This is a genomic window from Micromonospora sp. NPDC049645 (assembly GCF_040675155.1).
Classification (GTDB): domain Bacteria; phylum Actinomycetota; class Actinomycetes; order Mycobacteriales; family Micromonosporaceae; genus Micromonospora.
Map to the genome: position 1 here is coordinate 59,858 of NZ_JBFAOI010000015.1, position 16,040 is coordinate 75,897.

Below are 16,040 nucleotides of genomic sequence, written 5' to 3' on the forward strand. Positions count from 1 at the left end.
GAGTTCTTCTCATGTACGAATCGGAAATGTCATAACTTGACCAGGTGAGCAACCGACCCCTTGCTGCCGCTGGTCGTCTCGTCCCTCTCCTGCGCGCCGGACTGATCGCCGGAATCGTGATCGCCGCCGCCGCGTACCCACTGGTCGCCTTCACCGGGCTCGGCGCGAAGGCCACCGCGCACGCCGTGGACCAGAAGACCAGGGTGCTGAAGACCGCCCTGCCCGCCGAGACCTCGTACGTCTACGCCCCCGACGGCAAGACCGTGCTGACCATGTTCTACGAGGAGTACCGGCAGTACACCAAGCTGTCGGACATGTCGCCGAACATCCAACAGGCGATCGTCGCCGCCGAGGACTCCCGCTTCTACCAGCACCACGGCGTCGACCCGAAGGGCGTCGCCCGCGCCTTCGTCGCCAACGCCCGCTCCGGCGGCTCCCAGGGCGCGTCCACGCTGACCATGCAGTACGTCCGAATGGCCCTGCGGGACAGCGCGACCACCCCCAAGGAGGTCCAGGAGGCCACCCAGCAGACCAGCGTTCGCAAGGTCAAGGAGATGCGGATGGCGCTGGACCTGGAGAAGGAGCTGAGCAAGGAACAAATCATGGAGCGCTACCTGAACTCGGCGTACTTCGGGCACCGCGCGTACGGCATCTACGCGGCCAGCGAGATCTTCTTCTCCAAGACCCCGAAGGACCTCACCCCGGTCGAGGCCGCCACCCTCGCCGGGCTGGTCAAGTCCCCGTCCGAGTACGACCCGGCCGACTCCGACCAGAAGGAGGCCACCGGGCGGCGCAACTATGTGTTGGACCGGATGAGCCAGCTCGGCTACCTCTCCCCCGACTCGGCCGCCGCCGCCAAGTCCGAACCGATCCGACTCAAACTGACCACCCCGCCGCACGACTGCGCCGCGGTGCCGGAGAAGTACAACAGCTGGGGCTTCGCCTGCGACTACCTGAAGAACTGGTGGAGTTCCCAGCCCGCGTTCGGGGCGACCCGGATGGAACGGATGGACAACCTACGCCGGGGCGGCTACCGGATCGTGCTCAGCCTCGACCCGAAGATCCAGGAGGCGGCGGAGAAGAGCGTCGGCACCAAGGACGCCACCGGCAGCCCGTTCGCCAACGGGATCGTGGTCTCCGAGCCGGGCACCGGACGGGTGAAGGCCATGGCGGTGAACCGGACGTACTCGCTGGACCTGGCCGAGAACCCGCAGAGCTCCAACCCCGAGGCCGGGCCGAAGGTGAAGGCCAACTACCCGAACACGGTGGCGCCGCTGCTCGGCGGTGGAGACCTCGCCGGCTACCAGGCCGGGTCGACGTTCAAGATGTTCCCGATGCTGGCCGCGCTGGACGCGGGAATGACCCTCTCCACCTCGTTCAACGCGCCATACCGCTACAGGTCGGCCGTCTACGACGGCTGGTCCCCCTCGAACGCCAGCGGCGCCATGACCGGCCAGCAGACCATGTGGTCCGGCTTCGGCAAATCGGTGAACACGTACTTCGTGTGGCTGGAGGAGAAGGTCGGTGCCGACCGGGCGGTCCGGTTGGCCGAGCAGCTCGGGCTGCGGTGGCGCACCGACGTCGACCGGGACCACGCCTCCCCGGAGAAGGCGAAGAAGTGGGGCGCGTTCACCCTGGGCGTCTCCGACGCCACCCCGTTGGAGATGGCGAACGCGTACGCCGCCATCGCGGCGGACGGCCGCTACTGTGAGGCCATCCCGGTACAGGCGATCATGAATCGGGACGGCACGCCCACCACGTACGCCACCCCGGGCGGCCTGCATCGGGAGGTGGCCAAGCCACGCTGCCGGCAGGTGGTCAGCGCGGACGCCGCTCGGGCGGCCACCGACGCGGCCCGCTGCCCGACCGGGGACACCCCGGCGCGCGGGAGCTGCGGCGGCTGGTCCACCGCCGACAGCGTGCGCGGCACGGTCGGACGCCCGGTGGCCGGCAAGACCGGTACGACGGACAGCACCCGGTCCGCCTGGTTCGTCGGCTACACCCCGGAGTTGGCCGCCGCGAGCTTCATCTCCGACCCGGACAACCCGTTCAACGCGGTAGGTGACGGGCAGTCCCAAATCCCGATCAAGGCGGTTTCGGAGACCCTGCGCGACGGCCTCAAGGGCACACCGACCCGCCAGTTCACCCCACCGTCGGATGCCATCGTCGGCTGACCGATGCCGGTCGGGTCAGCTCAGGTCAGCTCAGGGTCGGCGCGGGTCGGCTCAGCGCAGGTCCGCGGCGACGAACGACCACAGCTCCAGATCCACCCGGCCGCCTCCGGCGAACCCGGCGTTGCGCAGCAGACCCTCGTAGCTGAAGCCGGCCTTCTCGGCGACCCGGCGCGAGGCCAGGTTGCCGGGGGCGACCCGCAGCTCGACCCGTTGGAAGCCGTGTTCCAGGATCAACGCGATGGCCACCGCGTCGACGGCCTCGGCGGCGAAGCCGAAGCCCCGCGCGTGCGCCGCGATCGCGTAGGACACCTCGGTGAGCCGGGCGCCCCAGTCGGTGCGCCGCGTCCACAGCGTGCCCACCACCTCGTCGTCCTCCCGCCGGAGCACCGCGTAGTGGTCGCCGTCCCCGCTGTCGCGCCGCTGCCGGGCCAGATCGGTGCACCAGGCGTGCCCGTCGATCGGGCCGGAGTCGTCGGGCAGCGGCAGCCAACGCCGGGTCAGCTTGTCGGCGAAGACCTCCCCGGCCGCCGCCGCGTCCGCCGCCGTCAGCCGGCGCACCTCGGTGCGCGGGGTGGAGACGGTCAACTCCGGAAATCGGCGCACCGCCACCTGACCGATCACACGGACACCCCACCGGGCTGCGCGGGCACCACCTCACTCGCCGGGTCGGCCGCCGCCGCGGCGACCAACCGGGCGGCCGTCGCCGGATGACCGGCCCAGTGCAGGGTGAGCTGCGAGGCGTGCACGTTACGCCAGACGAAACCCTCCGGCGCACCGCCATCCCAGCTCCACGCCGGCCGTTGACCGGCGCGGGGGGTGAGCACCGCGCGGTGCGCCTTGTGCCCGACCAGGACCGTGCCGTTGGCGGCGACCACGCTGTCGGTCTGCGCCGTCGCCTCCCGGTAGCCGGCCACCACCCCGTCGCGGCTGACCCCGACCGCGTCCAGCACACCGCACATCGGCAGCCCGTCCAACTCCCGGGCCAGCCAGAGCAACCCGGTGCCCTCGGCGATCACCGGACGCCCGGTCCGCGCCAACTCGGCCACCGCGATGCAGAGCCGCCGGTTGGCCGACAACTGCTCGGCGTACGCCTCGGGCAGCGCACCACCGACGACCAGCGCGCGGGTGCCGACCGGCAGCGCCTCGTCGCGCAACGGGTCGACGACGACCACCTCCGCGCCGGCGGCCCGGAGCAGCTCGGCCGTCTCCGGGTGGCTGAAGCTGCCGCCCGGTCCACCGGCCACCGCCACCAGTGGGCGGTTCGCCGGGGGTGTGAACGCGCCAAGGGCCTCCTCGGGAGACCAGGCCGGCGCCGGCAGCGGCGGGGCGGAGCGGGCCAACCCGAGCAGCCGTTCCAGGTCGACGGTGGCGGCGACGGCCTCGCCCAGCCGGCGCACCGCACGGGCGGCGTCGGCCGAGTCGTCGACCACCGGCGCCACGCCGTGCCGCCGCGACGGCAGCACCGCCGGCAGGTCCTGGCGACGCAGCGCCCCGTAGACCGGCACACCCACGTCGTCCAACGCCTCGCGCAGCATCCCCTCGTGCCGCGACGACGCCACCCGGTTGAGGATCACCCCGCCGAGCCACAACTGCTCGTCGTACGAGCGGAAACCGTGCACCAGGGCGGCCACCGACTGACCCATCGCGGCCACGTCGACGACGAGCACCACCGGGCTGCGCAGCGCGGCGGCAGCGGCTGCCGTCGACTCCCGCTCCGGGCGACCACCGACCGAGTCGTACAGGCCCATGCTGCCCTGCACCACGGCGAGGCCGGCGCCGGCGGCACCGTGCGCCACCAGCGGGGCGAGCCGGTCGACGCCAACCAACCGGGGGTCGATCACCCGACCCGGCCGACCGGAGGCGAGACCGAGGTAGGCGGCGTCGACGTGGTCCGGGCCGAGCTTGAAACCGGCGACGTCGACCCCCCGCTCGGCCAGGGCGGCGAGCAGCCCGATCGCCAGCGCGTTCTTACCGTGCCCGGAGGACGGCGCGCTGAGCACCAGGCGCGGCACGACGGTCATCATCGACTCCTCGCGAGCGGCGGCGGGTACGCGACGGGACGACCGAGGCCGATCCGTCGGCGTGACGATACCCGCCCGGCTCCAGACGCGAGCACCGCCAACCGGGGCCGCCGACCCGGCCCTGGCCCGGGCCCCCCACGGCGGTCCCGACCCGATCCCGGCCCGCTCTCGCCCCGATCCCGGCCCGCTCTCGCCCCGATCCCGGCCCGCTCTCGCCCCGGTCCAGGTCAGTGGCGCCGGTCATACGAGTAGCCTCGGTGCCGTGTACCGGTTCCTGCTGAGCCCACGCTGGCTGGGCGCCCTCGCGCTGACCCTGGTCGCCGCCGCCGTCATGGTGTTTCTCGGCAACTGGCAGCTGGACCGCTACCGGGGGCGGACCGAGGTCAACGAGCGCATCGACGCCGGCCAGCGGATGGCCCCGACGCCGCTCGCCGACGCGCTGCGTGCCCCCACCGGCGGCGCGGGGACGGCCGGCCCGGCCCCCGCCGACGACAAGGTCTGGACCCGGATCACCGTCACCGGCCGGTACGATCCCACGAACACGGTGCTGGTCCGTGGCCGGACGGTGGACAGCCGGGTCGGCTTCGAGGTGCTCACCCCGCTGGTGCTCGCCGACGGCACGGCGCTGCTGGTGGACCGGGGCTGGATCCCCCCGGCGCCCGGTGGGGCGACCGCCCTGCCGTCGGTGCCCGCCGCGCCGCCCGGCGACGTGACGGTGGTCGGTCGGGTGCACGAGACCGAGAGTGGCGCCGGTGCGGTGGCCCGTCGCGACGGGGTGCTGGAGATCCGGCGGATCGGCGTCTCCCGGCTGGCCGGTGAACTCCCGTACCCGGTCTACGGCGCCTACCTGCTGCTGGACGAGCAGACCCCGGCGGCCGATCCGTTGTTCAAGGCGGTGCCGGTCGGGCACGCCAACAACTGGCAGAACTTCGGCTACGTCGTGCAGTGGTGGCTGTTCGCGGTGATGTCCCTGTTCGGTTACGGCTGGGTGGCCCGTCGGGAGGCCCGCCGCGCCGCCGGCCTCGGCAAACCCGCGGCTCCCCTGGACCGGGCCGCCGAACCGGCGCCGACCGCGTCCGCCTGACCTCGCTCCGTCAGCTGCTCACGCGGCCGGTGTGGATGGCCCGGACCGCGTCGATGGTGTCCGCCTCGGCGGCGGTCTTGTCGTCGCGGTAACGCACCACCCGGGCGAACCGCAGCGCCATCCCTGCCGGATAGCGTGAGCTGGTCTGCACCCCGTCGAAGGCGATCTCCACCACCTGCTCGGGCCGGACCCGGACCACCCAGTCGCCGCGCTCCACGGCGAGGTCGAGGAACCGGTCGGTCTGCCAGCGCAGCAACTCGTCGGTGAGCCCCTTGAACGTCTTGCCGAGCATGACGAACTCGCCGGTACGCGCGTCACGCGCGCCCAGGTGCAGGTTGGAGAGCCAGCCCTTTCGTCGGCCACTGCCCCACTCGACGGCGAGCACCACCAGGTCGAGGGTGTGTCGCGGCTTGACCTTGACCCAGGCGGCGCCGCGTCGGCCGGCGTCGTAGGGGGCGTCCGGTGCCTTGACCACGACACCCTCCTGCCCGGCGTCGAGCGCCGCGGCGAACGCGGCGGCGGCCTGCTCCGGGTCGTCGACCTCCATCCGCCCCACCAGCAGCGACGAATCCACCGAACCGGCGAGAGCGGCCCAGCGCTCCCGGCCGGGAAGGTCGATCAGATCCTCGCCGTCGAGGTGCAGCAGGTCGAAGAAGTACGGGGTGAGCACCCTCGCGCCCGTGCTGGCGGCCGCCGCGAGCACCGCCGGGGCGACCGGTGTGCGCCCGGTGGTGCTGGGAGTGGTGCGTCGGGCAGCCCGACTCGAGGTCTGCTGGAACGGCAGCGGGCGGCCGGTCTCGTCCAGGCCGATCGCCTCGCCGTCGAGGACCAGCTCCCGGCCGGGCAGGGCCCGGACCGCGGCAACCACCTCGGGCACCCGGGTGGTGATCTCGTCGAGGCTGCGGGTGAAGACGGCGATGTCGGCGCCGGAGCGGTGCACCTGGATGCGGATGCCGTCGAGCTTCACGTCGACCACCGCCGGCGTGCCGGTCGCGGCGAGCGCCTCGTCGACCGAGGGGGCGCTCTGCGCGAGCATCGGCGCCAGCGGTCGGCCGACCTGCAACCCGAAGCCGGCCAGCTCGGCGGCACCGCCGGACAACGCGGCCACCGCCACGGCCCGCAGGTCACCGGCGAGCAGCAGCGCCCGGCGGACCGTCGCCACCGGCACGTCGGCGGCTCGGGCCACCGCGTCGGCGAGGAGCCCCGCCTGGGCGCCCTGGCGCAGCTCGCCACTGAACAGGCCGGTGAGCAGGCGCTGCTCGTCGGCCGTGGCCGCCGCGTAGAGGGCGCCGAGCAGTGCCCGACGCCGCGCCTGCGAGCCCGAGCCGTGCACCGCGGCGATCTGCGCGATGGCCGCGTCGACGCCGGCCACGGTCAACGTCGGCTCGGCCGCCGGCGGTGGCAGGTCCCGCAGACTCGCGTAGCCGACGCCGGTCTGCCGTTGGCGCAGCTCACCGGCGAGGTAGCCGGCGCCCGGCTCGACCTCGCCGGGATCGAGCCGGCGCAGCGCGTCAGCGAGCAGCTCCACCTTGGCCCGCCGGCCGCTGGTGGCGGCCACGGCGGCGGAGGTGGCTGCCAGATCAAGGAACCGCACGCAGCTCATCCTGCCAGTCACCTCCGACACCGCCCGGGCATTGCCGTGCCCGGGCGGTGTCGGCAGGGTGTCGCCCGCTCACGCGGACGACGGATCAGGGCCTAGGCGGAGACGGGCTCCTCGATGCGCAACCCTCGGGCGCGGACCTCGCCGGCAACCCGGGAGAGCACCGAGTCGAGAGCGACCAGGGCGGCGGAGAGCTCACCGAGCTGTTCGTTGAGCGTGTCCTCGGACCACGCGGAGACATCGACGTCCCCCAGTGCGCTGACGGCGGCCCCCAACCGGGCCATCACCTCGTTCGTACTCATGTACGAAAGGCTATAACAGACGCCGGTCCGACACGCCGTAAACTGCCAGATCAGGCCCAAAGTTGCCGTTCTGACGCCTAACCCGCCGCAGCCGCCACCTTGCCCAGCAACAGCGCCTCGGCGAGGCAGACCCGGGCGAACTCCCCGAGGTGCAGACTCTCGTTCGGGCCGTGCGCACGGGCGTGCGGGTCCTCCACACCGGTCACCAGGATCGCCGCCTTCGGGAACATCTCCTGGAAGGTGGCGATGAACGGAATCGAGCCGCCGACGCCGATGTCCACCGGGTCGGTGCCGTCCCAGGCGGCCCGGAAAGCCGCACGGGCGGCGTCGAACATCGGCCCGGACGCGTCGATCACGCACGGGTCACCGTCGTGTTCGAACGTGACCGTCACCTGCGCGCCCCACGGCGCGTGCCGCTCCAGGTGCGCACGCACCGCCGCGTACGCCCGCTTGGGGTCGTCGCCCGGGGCGAGTCGGATGCTGAGCTTCGCCTTCGCGGCCGGGACCAGGGCGTTCGGCGCCTCGCCGGTGGACGGCGCGTCGACACCGAGGATGGCCAGCGCGGGTTTGGTCCAGAGCCGGTCGGTGATCCGGCCGGTGCCGATGAACTGCACGCCCTCGGCGAGCCCCGCCTCGGCCCGGACCCGATCCTCCGGGTAGTCGACGGTGGCGCCGTCCCGGCCGACCAGCCCGTCCACGGCCACGTTCCCGGCGTCGTCGTGCAGCGTCGCCAGCAGCCGGACCAGGGCGGTGAGCGCGTCCGGCACGGCGCCGCCGAACATGCCGCTGTGCACCGCGTGGTCCAGCGTGCGCACCTCGACGAAGCAGTTGACGATGCCCCGCAACGAGGTGGTCAGCGCCGGTACGCCGATGTCCCAGTTGCCGGAGTCGGCGATCACGATGACGTCGGAGGCGATCTCGTCGCGGTGCTCGGTCAGCAGTTGCTCAAGCGAGTCGGAGCCGTACTCCTCCTCGCCCTCGATGAAAAGGACCACGCCGACCGGCAACGCGTCACCGTACGCGCGCAGCGCCGCGACGTGCGCCATGATGCCGGCCTTGTCGTCGGCCGCACCTCGCGCGTAGAGCCGGCCGTCGCGCTCCACCGGCTCGAACGGGTCGGACTCCCACAGCGACCGGTCGCCGACCGGCTGGACGTCGTGGTGGGCGTAGAGCAGCACGGTGGGAGCGCCGGGCGGGGCGGCCCGACGGCCGATCACCGCCGGCTGGCCGCCGGATCGCACGATGTCGACGTCCAGGCCACAGCCGCGCAGCAGCTCGGCGACCGCCTCGGCGGAGCGTTCCACGTGTGAGTGGTCGAAACCCTCGAAGGCGATGCCGGGGATGCGGACGAGGCGTTCCAGGTCGGCCCGTACGCCAGGCATCTCCCGCTCGACGGCGGCCCGCACCTCGGACTCGGACATGATCGGTGAGGTCATGACCGGCATCGTATGCCGGCCTTACCGGGCGTGCCGGCGGAGCCCGTACCGTCACCACCTCCCGCCCGGCCGGCGGTGGCGCGGCCGGCCCCTGCCCAACGGCCGGCGTCGCGCTCAGCGGATCCGCACGTAGTACCGGTCCGCGTCGTGCCGCAGCGTCGGCGCGCCGTCGATCAGCAGGTCGGCGTGGGCCGCCGTCTCGTCGTCGGCGAAGTGCGCCCGCTCGCCCGCATGCCAGCGACGCAGCTCGGGCAGGATCTCCGGCCCGTCCCGGGCGACCGCACGATCCAGCCGCAGCGACGCGGGCGCGGTCACGAACACGGCCAGCGTCAACTCCGGCCGGACCACCGCACGGGCGGCGCTGACCCCCTCCAGCACCAGCACCGGAGCCACCGGCACCGGCACCGGCCGGGGCAGGAAGAGTTGCCGGACCCAGCTGTACCGCCGGTAGGCACCCGGCTGCCCGGCGCGCAGCGGGGCGAGCACCCCCTCGTCGAGCCGAGGCCAGAAGGTCAGCTGGTCGTCCCACCCGTCGAGCAGGTCGTCGGTCTGCACCACCGGCGGCCGGCCGCCGAGCGGCGCCGCCAGGGCATCCGCGAGCCGCGCGGCGAACCGGCTCTTACCCGCGCCGCTCGGCCCGTCGACCGCCACCAGCCGGGTCCGCCCCAACCGCGCCGGGCCCGCGAGCACCCGACGAGCCAACTCGGCGTACGCCTCGACGACCGCCACGGTCGACCCGCCGGTCTCCGGGTTCAGCGCAACCTCCCGTGGTGCATGACCGAAGTATGCCGCCGCCGCCTCGGGCGGCGTGATCGACTCCGGCTCATTCGTGATCGACTCCGGTTTCATCGACGTCGCGGTATCCCTGCTGACCGGACGCCGCGACCTACCGGGAAGCCGTGTCGATCACGCTGGTTGAGCGGTCGGCGTCGGCCATGTCGACCCGTCCGGCTGACCGCCCCGGCCGGGCACTGTCACGTCCGGGGGAATTGGGGCGGCGACGGGTGACGGGCGGCCCGTTCGCCGTCCGGCGTGCCACCGAATCGGCATGATCGGGTGGTGCTCCGAGACGTGATGAGCCCCGGTATAGACGCCCTGCTCGAACAGGCCCGCGCCGGGCTGCACCGACTGACTCCGCAGCAGACCGTCGAGGCGGTCCGGGGCGGTGCGTTACTGGTCGACACCCGTACCGAACCGCAGCGCCGCGACCAGGGCGACCTGCCGGGGGCGATCGTCATCGACCGGACCGTACTGGAGTGGCGGCTCGATCCGGCCAGCGCCTGGCGGATCCCGGAAGCCACCGGGTACGACCGGGAGATCGTGCTGGTGTGCCGGCAGGGCTACAGCTCCAGCCTGGCCGCCGCCAGCCTGCAAACCCTCGGGTTGCGCCGGGCCACCGACATGATCGGCGGTGTGGACGCCTGGCTGGCCGCCGGCCTGCCCACCACCGACCGCCCCGCCGACATCCGCCCCTGACTCCCTCACTTCGCCCAACCCGCCCACGCGCGGCGTCCAAGCCCGAACCGCGCCGCCCGCCGCCCGCCGCCCGGAGACCCTGCCCGGCGCCCGCCGCCCGGGGCGCGGTGTCCAAGATCGCGCTCGATCCTGGCAAGAGGGCCCTCCGTCGCCCGGGAGGCCACTACAACAAGGTTCGTGCGCGATCACGCCTGGCCGCCCCGGGGCACCGGCGTCCCCGCCACCAAGCTGGTCACACGCCACACCCTCCGCATTGGACGGCGGCCCGGTCAGGACGGTGGAGGGCCGGGTGGGATGAACGGAAGGTCCGTGGGTGGGCCGGTTTCGATGAGACGCCAGAGGGCGTCGGTGTCCAGGTGCTCCTCGACCAGGTCGCCGAGCAGGTCGAGGGAGCGTTCCCGGGCGGCGGCGAAGCTGGTGGCCGGTGCGACCCGGAACCCGCCGCGGCCGGCCAGGCGGGCCGCCTCGGTGAGGAACCACCTGCGGAACCCGTCCGACTCGAACGCCCCGTGCCAGTGGGTACCGTGCACCGCGCCGAGCACGGCTCCCTCACCGACGCCGTCGTCGCCGGTCAGCAGCGGGGTCAGGCTGGGGTCGGTGTGTGAGACGTACCCGTGGTGGATCTCGTAGCCACGCACCGGGAGGCCACCGTGGCCGGTGCCCACCGACTGCCGGACGGTCTTGCGCGGATCGAAGGTGATCTCGATGGGCAGCAGGTCGAGCCCCGGCACACTGCCCCGCCGGCTCTCCACCGGGTCGTGGATGGCGCGGCCGAGCATCTGGAAACCACCGCAGAGGCCGAGCAGGGGCTTACCGGCCGCCACATGGCTGAGCACCGCGTCGGCGAGGCCCGTCTCACGCAGCCAGGCGAGGTCGGCGACGGTGGACTTCGAGCCGGGCAGGACGACGAGGTCGGCGGCGGCCAGTTCGGCCGGCTCGATGGTGAGGCGTACGCGGACACCCGGTTCGGTGGCGAGGGCCTCCACGTCGGTGGCATTGCTGATCCGGGGTAGGCGGACGACGGCCACGTCCAGCCATTCGGTGCCGTGCGGGGCGGCGGGTCGGCCGAGCACCCGGCCGTAGGCGAGGGAGTCCTCCGCGTCGAGCCACAGGTCAAGTGCCCAGGGCAGCACCCCGTACGTGGGGCGACCGGTGACCTGCCGGAGCATGTCCAGACCGGGTTGGAGCAGCCCGAGATCGCCCCGGAACTTATTGATCACGAATCCGGCGATCAGTGCCTGGTCGGCCGGGTCGAGCAGGGCCACGGTGCCGAACATCGAGGCGAAGACACCGCCCCGGTCGATGTCGCCGACGACGATGGTGGGCAGGTTGGCGTGGCGGGCCAGGCCCATGTTGACGTAGTCACCGGCCCGCAGATTGATCTCCGCGGGGCTGCCGGCCCCCTCGCAGATCACCACGTCGTACGCCTCGCGCAGCTCGGCCAACGCCGCGTACGCGGTCTCGGCGAGTCGGGGACGTAACTGCCGGAAGGTGCCGGCGGTGATCGTGTCGACCGCCTCGCCCAGCAGCACCACCTGACTGGCCAGGTCGCTGCCCGGCTTGAGTAGCACCGGGTTGAACCGTAGGTCGGGTGCGAGCCCACACGCCGCGGCCTGCATGGCCTGGGCTCGCCCGATCTCGCCGCCGTGCCCGTCCGGCCCGACCACCACCGCCGAGTTGTTCGACATGTTCTGCGCCTTGTACGGCGCCACCTTCACGCCCTGCCGGTGCAGCCAACGGCAGATGCCGGCGGTGAGCACGCTCTTGCCCGCGTCGGACGTCGTGCCGGCGACCAGCAGCCCGCCGCTCATCGCCCGCTCCCCCGTCGTACCCCGATCAGTGCGCGCCTGCTCACGGCACCGACGAGGCGACCGAGAGTCACCGGGTACGCGGCGGCCAGCCCGACGGCGGCCAGCCCCACCGCGCCGGAGATGCGGACTGCCCGCTTCAGGTGTCGTGCCTCGGGACGGGGGCCGTCGCCGAGGAACGGCCGAACCTCCGAGCGCCCGAAGTAGACGTTGCGGCCACCGAGGCGAACGCCGAGCGCACCGGCCATCGCCGCCTCGCACTGCCCGGCGTTGGGACTCGGGTGGTCGTTGCGGTCACGCCGCCACACCCGCCACGCGCGCTGCTGGTCTCCGTGCGCCACCGGCGCGACGGCGACGGTGAGCAGCCCGGTCAGCCGGGACGGCACCAGGTTGAGCACGTCGTCCAGGCGGGCGGCAGGAGTGCCGAACCGCGCGTAGCGCGCCGACCGGTGCCCCACCATCGCGTCGAGGGTGTTCGCCGCGCGGTAGCCCAGCAGCCCCGGCAGACCCGCGACCGCACCCCAGAGCAGCGGAGCGACCACCGCGTCGGAGGTGTTCTCGGCGACCGACTCGACGGTGGCGCGGGCCAGCTCCGACTCGCCGAGCGTCGACGGATCCCGCCCGCAGAGGTGACCGAGGCGTCGCCGGGCAGCGGGCAGGTCACCGTCGCGCAGCGTCCGACCCATGACGGTCGCCTCGTGCCGCAGCGTGCGACCCCCCAGCACGGTCCACGTGGCGGTTGCCACGAGCACCGCCCGGGTCACCGGACGGTGCCGGGTAGCCGCCGCGGCGACCGCCCCGAGCAGCACCGGACCGCCGACGGCCAGCGCGGTGAATGCCGCACCGGCCGTCCGGTCCGGGCGGTAGACGCGGCGCTCCAGCACGCCTGCGGCCTGCCCGAAACCGGCCACCGGGTGCCACCGGCGTGGGTCGCCGAGCAGCCTGTCCAGCGCGTACCCGGCCAGCAGCCCCACCGCGTTCGCCATCGGCGCTGTCCGTCGCACCCGCACCACCTCCGGCCGGCCAGCCTAGACGAGCATCCCGGGAAAGGGCCCAACCCACGGTGCCGCACCCGCGACCAGAACCCCTGGAGCGAACAGGTGGGCGACGGCTCTCTGGCGGCTTGTTAGGGCGGTACTCCGATGCCACCCGCCGACACTTGTCACGCGGGGTGACGACGCTGGTCGCGTCGCCACCCCGCCCCCGTCGCGCCGCACCGCACCGCACGGCATGGAGACTCTGCGAGCTCGACCGTCGCCCCACCTCCGCGAAGGTCGAGCCGATCGGTCAGGCCGGCTGCGGGACGCGGCCCCGACCACGCCGCCCTCGACCGGGCTGCTCCGGCTCCGGTTGCCCCTCGTCCGGCACCGGCCCCAACTCGATGTCCAGGTCGGCGTCGGCGTTGTCGTCGGCGTTGTCGTCGTCCGCACCGGGCGGAGGCGCCAACTCGTCGTCGAGGCCCGGCGGGAGGTCGACCCGCGCACCGCTCGGAGAGCTGCCGTCCTCCGGGACGGTGCCGAGCGGACTGGTTCGCAGCTCGGCGTAGTCAGGCAGCTCGAAGTCGTCATCCAGCGGACGGTCGTCGGGCAGCACGGGCGCCTGGCCGGCCGGCACCGGCTCGGTGGGCTCGCCGTGCACCCGGCTCTCGGCCTCCGCGTCCTCGACGGTGCTGGTGGTCATGCTCGGCCGGTTGCGCAGGAACCGGGCCCGGCCCCGGGAGAGGTCGTGGCCGACGGCGACCGCCTCCAGCTCGTAGAGCGTGCGGTGGTTGCCGGCCTCGTCGGTCCAGTCGCGGGTGTAGAGCCGACCGCAGACCACCACGGGATCGCCGACCATGACGGAGGCGGCCACCCCCTCGGCGAGCTTGCGCCAGCAGTTGACGCGGACGCGGAGCGAGTTGCCGTCGACCCACCGGCCGCTGTCCCGGTTGAGTCGGCGGGCGGTGGAGGCGACCTTGAAGTTGGCCACCAGGGTGTTGCTCTGGGTCGTACGCCGCCATTCCGGCGCAGTCATGACGTTACCGACAATTGTTACGTTGGTGTCGAACATCGTCCCTCCAGGGGATCGGGGCCTGCCAGCGCGAGTCGACTCGACACCGAGCCTCGGTGCTGGGGCCGCCGATCGCCAGCGCCCGGCCCGGGCCTGTGGATGACGGACCCCCCTGTGGACAACGCCCTGATCACGCTCGGATGTGGTACGCCCGACCCGCCCGACCCGCCGTCCACGGTTTCCCAGGTCTGTCGAACTGGGTAAGGACTTGATCAACGCACCACCGACAGCTCCACGTCGACGAGAGGTCAGCGCCATGATGATCACTACCATCGGCTCCGCGAACGCTTCCGAGGCGCGGCGATGAGCGCCGTGGCGAACCCGGCCACCGTGGCTGAGTGCCTGCGGGTGGGCGCCGGGTTCTCGCAGGGCGACCGCAACTGGATCGCCGAGCAGTTCGCGACCCTCGACGCCCGGCTCGCCAGTTTCCACGCCGACGCCACCGAGCTGGAGGTGTCGGTGAAGGACCGGGAGGCGCGCGGCCAGAAGGTCACCCTGGAGTGCTGGATCGCCGGCCGGCAGAAGATCGTCACCACCTCCGCCGAGGAGGACCTGCACGCCGCCCTCAACGACGTCCGTGACGACCTGCGGCGTCGGCTCAACGACGCCAAGACCCGCCAGGAGCCCCGGCACAACAAGCACCTGCGCGACCTCCCCCAGCCGCAGATCGAGGCCGACGACTCCGAGGATTCGACCCCCCGCGCCGACGCGGAAACAGCCTGACCCACGCCCACCCCCGCCCGCCGCTCCCCGCGATGCCGCCCCGCGATCTTGCACTTTCAGCTCCCGAACAACGGCTTTCGCCCGTTATGACAGGACAGAAAGTGCAAGATCGCGGGGGGCGGGCGGGGCACGCGCGGCGCGGGGGCACGCGCGGCGCGGGGGCACGCGCGGCGCGGGGGCACGCGCGGCGCGGGGGCACGCGCGGCGCGGGGGCGCGGGCGGGGCTACCGCTGGGTAGGTTGGCGGCGTAGCGTCGCGTTCGTGGAACCGGACGTGTTGGGGCCGCCCTACGAGCGGCAGACGATCGACCTGGGCACCGACGACGAAGGCCCCGTGGTCGCGACTCTGGTCCGGCGGCGGGCCGAAAGCCCCACCGGGCGGGCCGTGCTCTATGTGCACGGCTTCGTCGACTACTTCTTCCAGACCCACCTGGCCGACTTCTTCGCCGCACGCGGTTGGGATTTCTACGCGCTCGACCTGCGCAAATACGGCCGCAGTCTGCTGCCCGGCCAGACCCCGAACTTCTGCCGCGACATCAGCGACTACTTCCCCGAGCTGGACGCCGCCGCCGAGATCATCCGCAGGGACGACGCGCACGAGACCCTGCTGACGATGGGCCACTCCACCGGCGGCCTGATCATCTCGCTCTGGGCGGACGCCCGCCGTGACACCGGCACCATCGACGGGCTGGTGCTCAACAGCCCGTTCTTCGACCTCAACGCCCCCTGGGCGGTGCGTCGACCCCTCGCGGCCGCCGCGTCCCGGCTGGGCCGCAGGGCGCCGCACCGCATCCTCCCGTTCGGGCTCGGCACGGTGTACGGCGAGAGCATCCACTCCGACCACCGCGGCGAGTGGACCTACGACCTGGAGTGGAAGCCGCTGGCAGGGTTCCCGGTCCGGGCCGGCTGGCTGAACGCGATCCGCACCGGGCAACGCCGGCTCCGCGCCGGGCTGGACATCCAGGTGCCGGTGCTGCTGGCCTGCTCGACCCGCTCCTTCCGGGGCACCAAGTGGCACGACAACGCGACCCTGGCCGACGCCGTGCTGGACGTCGAGCACATGGTCCGCTACGCGCCCCGCCTCGGTCGCCACGTCACCCTGGCCCGCTTCGACGGCGGGCTGCACGACCTCACGCTTTCCGGCCCCGCCGTCCGCAAGAAGGTCTTCGACGAGGTGGCCCGCTGGGCAGAGGCGTTCCTCGCCGCCGGCCCCACCGCCCCGGCCGACGAGGCACCGATCGACGCGGACACGATCGACGCGGACACGGTCAAGACGGACACGGTCAAGACGGACACGGTCAAGACGGACACGGCCAACCCGGACCCGGTCGACGCGCAGACGGCTGGCATCTGACCAGCCCACACACC

Annotated in this window: 14 protein-coding genes; 5 read left to right on the plus strand and 9 right to left on the minus strand. The window is 73.0% G+C overall.

Annotation, left to right across the window (positions count from 1 at the left end; translation table 11 throughout):
- The first annotated feature begins 44 nt into the window (after positions 1–44).
- Entirely contained in the window at positions 45–2,174 is a 2,130-nt protein-coding gene (locus AB0J33_RS26465) for a transglycosylase domain-containing protein (RefSeq protein ID WP_363617003.1), read from the plus strand.
- A gap of 51 nt (positions 2,175–2,225) precedes the next feature.
- On the opposite strand, the gene AB0J33_RS26470 is transcribed toward AB0J33_RS26465, so the two are convergent.
- Positions 2,226–2,795, minus strand: a complete 570-nt coding sequence (locus AB0J33_RS26470; RefSeq protein ID WP_363617005.1) for a GNAT family protein — start codon at positions 2,793–2,795, stop codon at positions 2,226–2,228.
- Complete coding sequence (locus AB0J33_RS26475) at positions 2,792–4,195, minus strand: cobyrinate a,c-diamide synthase (protein ID WP_363617007.1); 1,404 nt, start codon at positions 4,193–4,195, stop codon at positions 2,792–2,794. The genes AB0J33_RS26470 and AB0J33_RS26475 overlap by 4 nt, the downstream gene beginning before the upstream one ends.
- Positions 4,196–4,457: 262 nt before the next feature.
- Here AB0J33_RS26475 and AB0J33_RS26480 point away from each other — a divergent pair, with 262 nt between their 5' ends.
- Positions 4,458–5,279, plus strand: coding sequence for an SURF1 family protein (locus tag AB0J33_RS26480; protein ID WP_363617009.1), 822 nt, complete (start codon positions 4,458–4,460; stop codon positions 5,277–5,279).
- Positions 5,280–5,289: 10 nt separating this feature from the next.
- Here AB0J33_RS26480 and AB0J33_RS26485 read toward each other — a convergent pair whose 3' ends face one another.
- The 4 genes from AB0J33_RS26485 to AB0J33_RS26500 all read right to left on the minus strand — a co-directional run bounded on the left by AB0J33_RS26485 (position 5,290) and on the right by AB0J33_RS26500 (position 9,466).
- Positions 5,290–6,882, minus strand: coding sequence for an ATP-dependent DNA ligase (locus tag AB0J33_RS26485; RefSeq protein WP_363617011.1), 1,593 nt, complete (start codon positions 6,880–6,882; stop codon positions 5,290–5,292).
- Positions 6,883–6,974: 92 nt separating this feature from the next.
- Entirely contained in the window at positions 6,975–7,181 is a 207-nt protein-coding gene (locus AB0J33_RS26490) for a hypothetical protein (RefSeq protein ID WP_030333429.1), read from the minus strand.
- Between the two features lie 77 nt (positions 7,182–7,258).
- Positions 7,259–8,602, minus strand: a complete 1,344-nt coding sequence (locus AB0J33_RS26495; protein WP_363617114.1) for a dipeptidase — start codon at positions 8,600–8,602, stop codon at positions 7,259–7,261.
- A 129-nt stretch (positions 8,603–8,731) separates the two neighbouring features.
- Positions 8,732–9,466 (minus strand): hypothetical protein, encoded by a 735-nt coding sequence (locus tag AB0J33_RS26500; RefSeq protein WP_363617014.1) that lies wholly within the window; start codon positions 9,464–9,466, stop codon positions 8,732–8,734.
- 225 nt (positions 9,467–9,691) lie between these two features.
- On the opposite strand from AB0J33_RS26500, the gene AB0J33_RS26505 reads away from it, so the two are divergent.
- Positions 9,692–10,093: a rhodanese-like domain-containing protein gene (locus tag AB0J33_RS26505; RefSeq protein ID WP_363617116.1), complete on the plus strand. Its 402-nt coding sequence runs from the start codon at positions 9,692–9,694 to the stop codon at positions 10,091–10,093.
- Between the two features lie 269 nt (positions 10,094–10,362).
- Here AB0J33_RS26505 and AB0J33_RS26510 read toward each other — a convergent pair whose 3' ends face one another.
- The 3 genes from AB0J33_RS26510 to ssb all read right to left on the minus strand — a co-directional run bounded on the left by AB0J33_RS26510 (position 10,363) and on the right by ssb (position 13,950).
- Positions 10,363–11,904 carry a cobyric acid synthase gene (locus tag AB0J33_RS26510; protein ID WP_363617016.1) on the minus strand — a complete coding sequence of 514 codons (1,542 nt, stop codon included), beginning with the start codon at positions 11,902–11,904 and terminating at the stop codon, positions 10,363–10,365.
- Positions 11,901–12,887, minus strand: a complete 987-nt coding sequence (locus AB0J33_RS26515; RefSeq protein ID WP_363617118.1) for a cobalamin biosynthesis protein — start codon at positions 12,885–12,887, stop codon at positions 11,901–11,903. Before AB0J33_RS26515 ends, AB0J33_RS26510 begins: the two co-directional genes overlap by 4 nt.
- A gap of 301 nt (positions 12,888–13,188) precedes the next feature.
- The gene (ssb, locus tag AB0J33_RS26520; RefSeq protein ID WP_363617018.1) at positions 13,189–13,950 is read right to left on the minus strand and encodes a single-stranded DNA-binding protein; all 762 of its coding nucleotides are present in this window, start codon (positions 13,948–13,950) and stop codon (positions 13,189–13,191) included.
- Between the two features lie 303 nt (positions 13,951–14,253).
- On the opposite strand from ssb, the gene AB0J33_RS26525 reads away from it, so the two are divergent.
- Positions 14,254–14,673: an HPF/RaiA family ribosome-associated protein gene (locus AB0J33_RS26525; RefSeq protein WP_363617020.1), complete on the plus strand. Its 420-nt coding sequence runs from the start codon at positions 14,254–14,256 to the stop codon at positions 14,671–14,673.
- Positions 14,674–14,934: 261 nt separating this feature from the next.
- The gene (locus AB0J33_RS26530) at positions 14,935–16,026 is read left to right on the plus strand and encodes an alpha/beta hydrolase (RefSeq protein WP_363617022.1); all 1,092 of its coding nucleotides are present in this window, start codon (positions 14,935–14,937) and stop codon (positions 16,024–16,026) included.
- Positions 16,027–16,040: the final 14 nt, after the last annotated feature.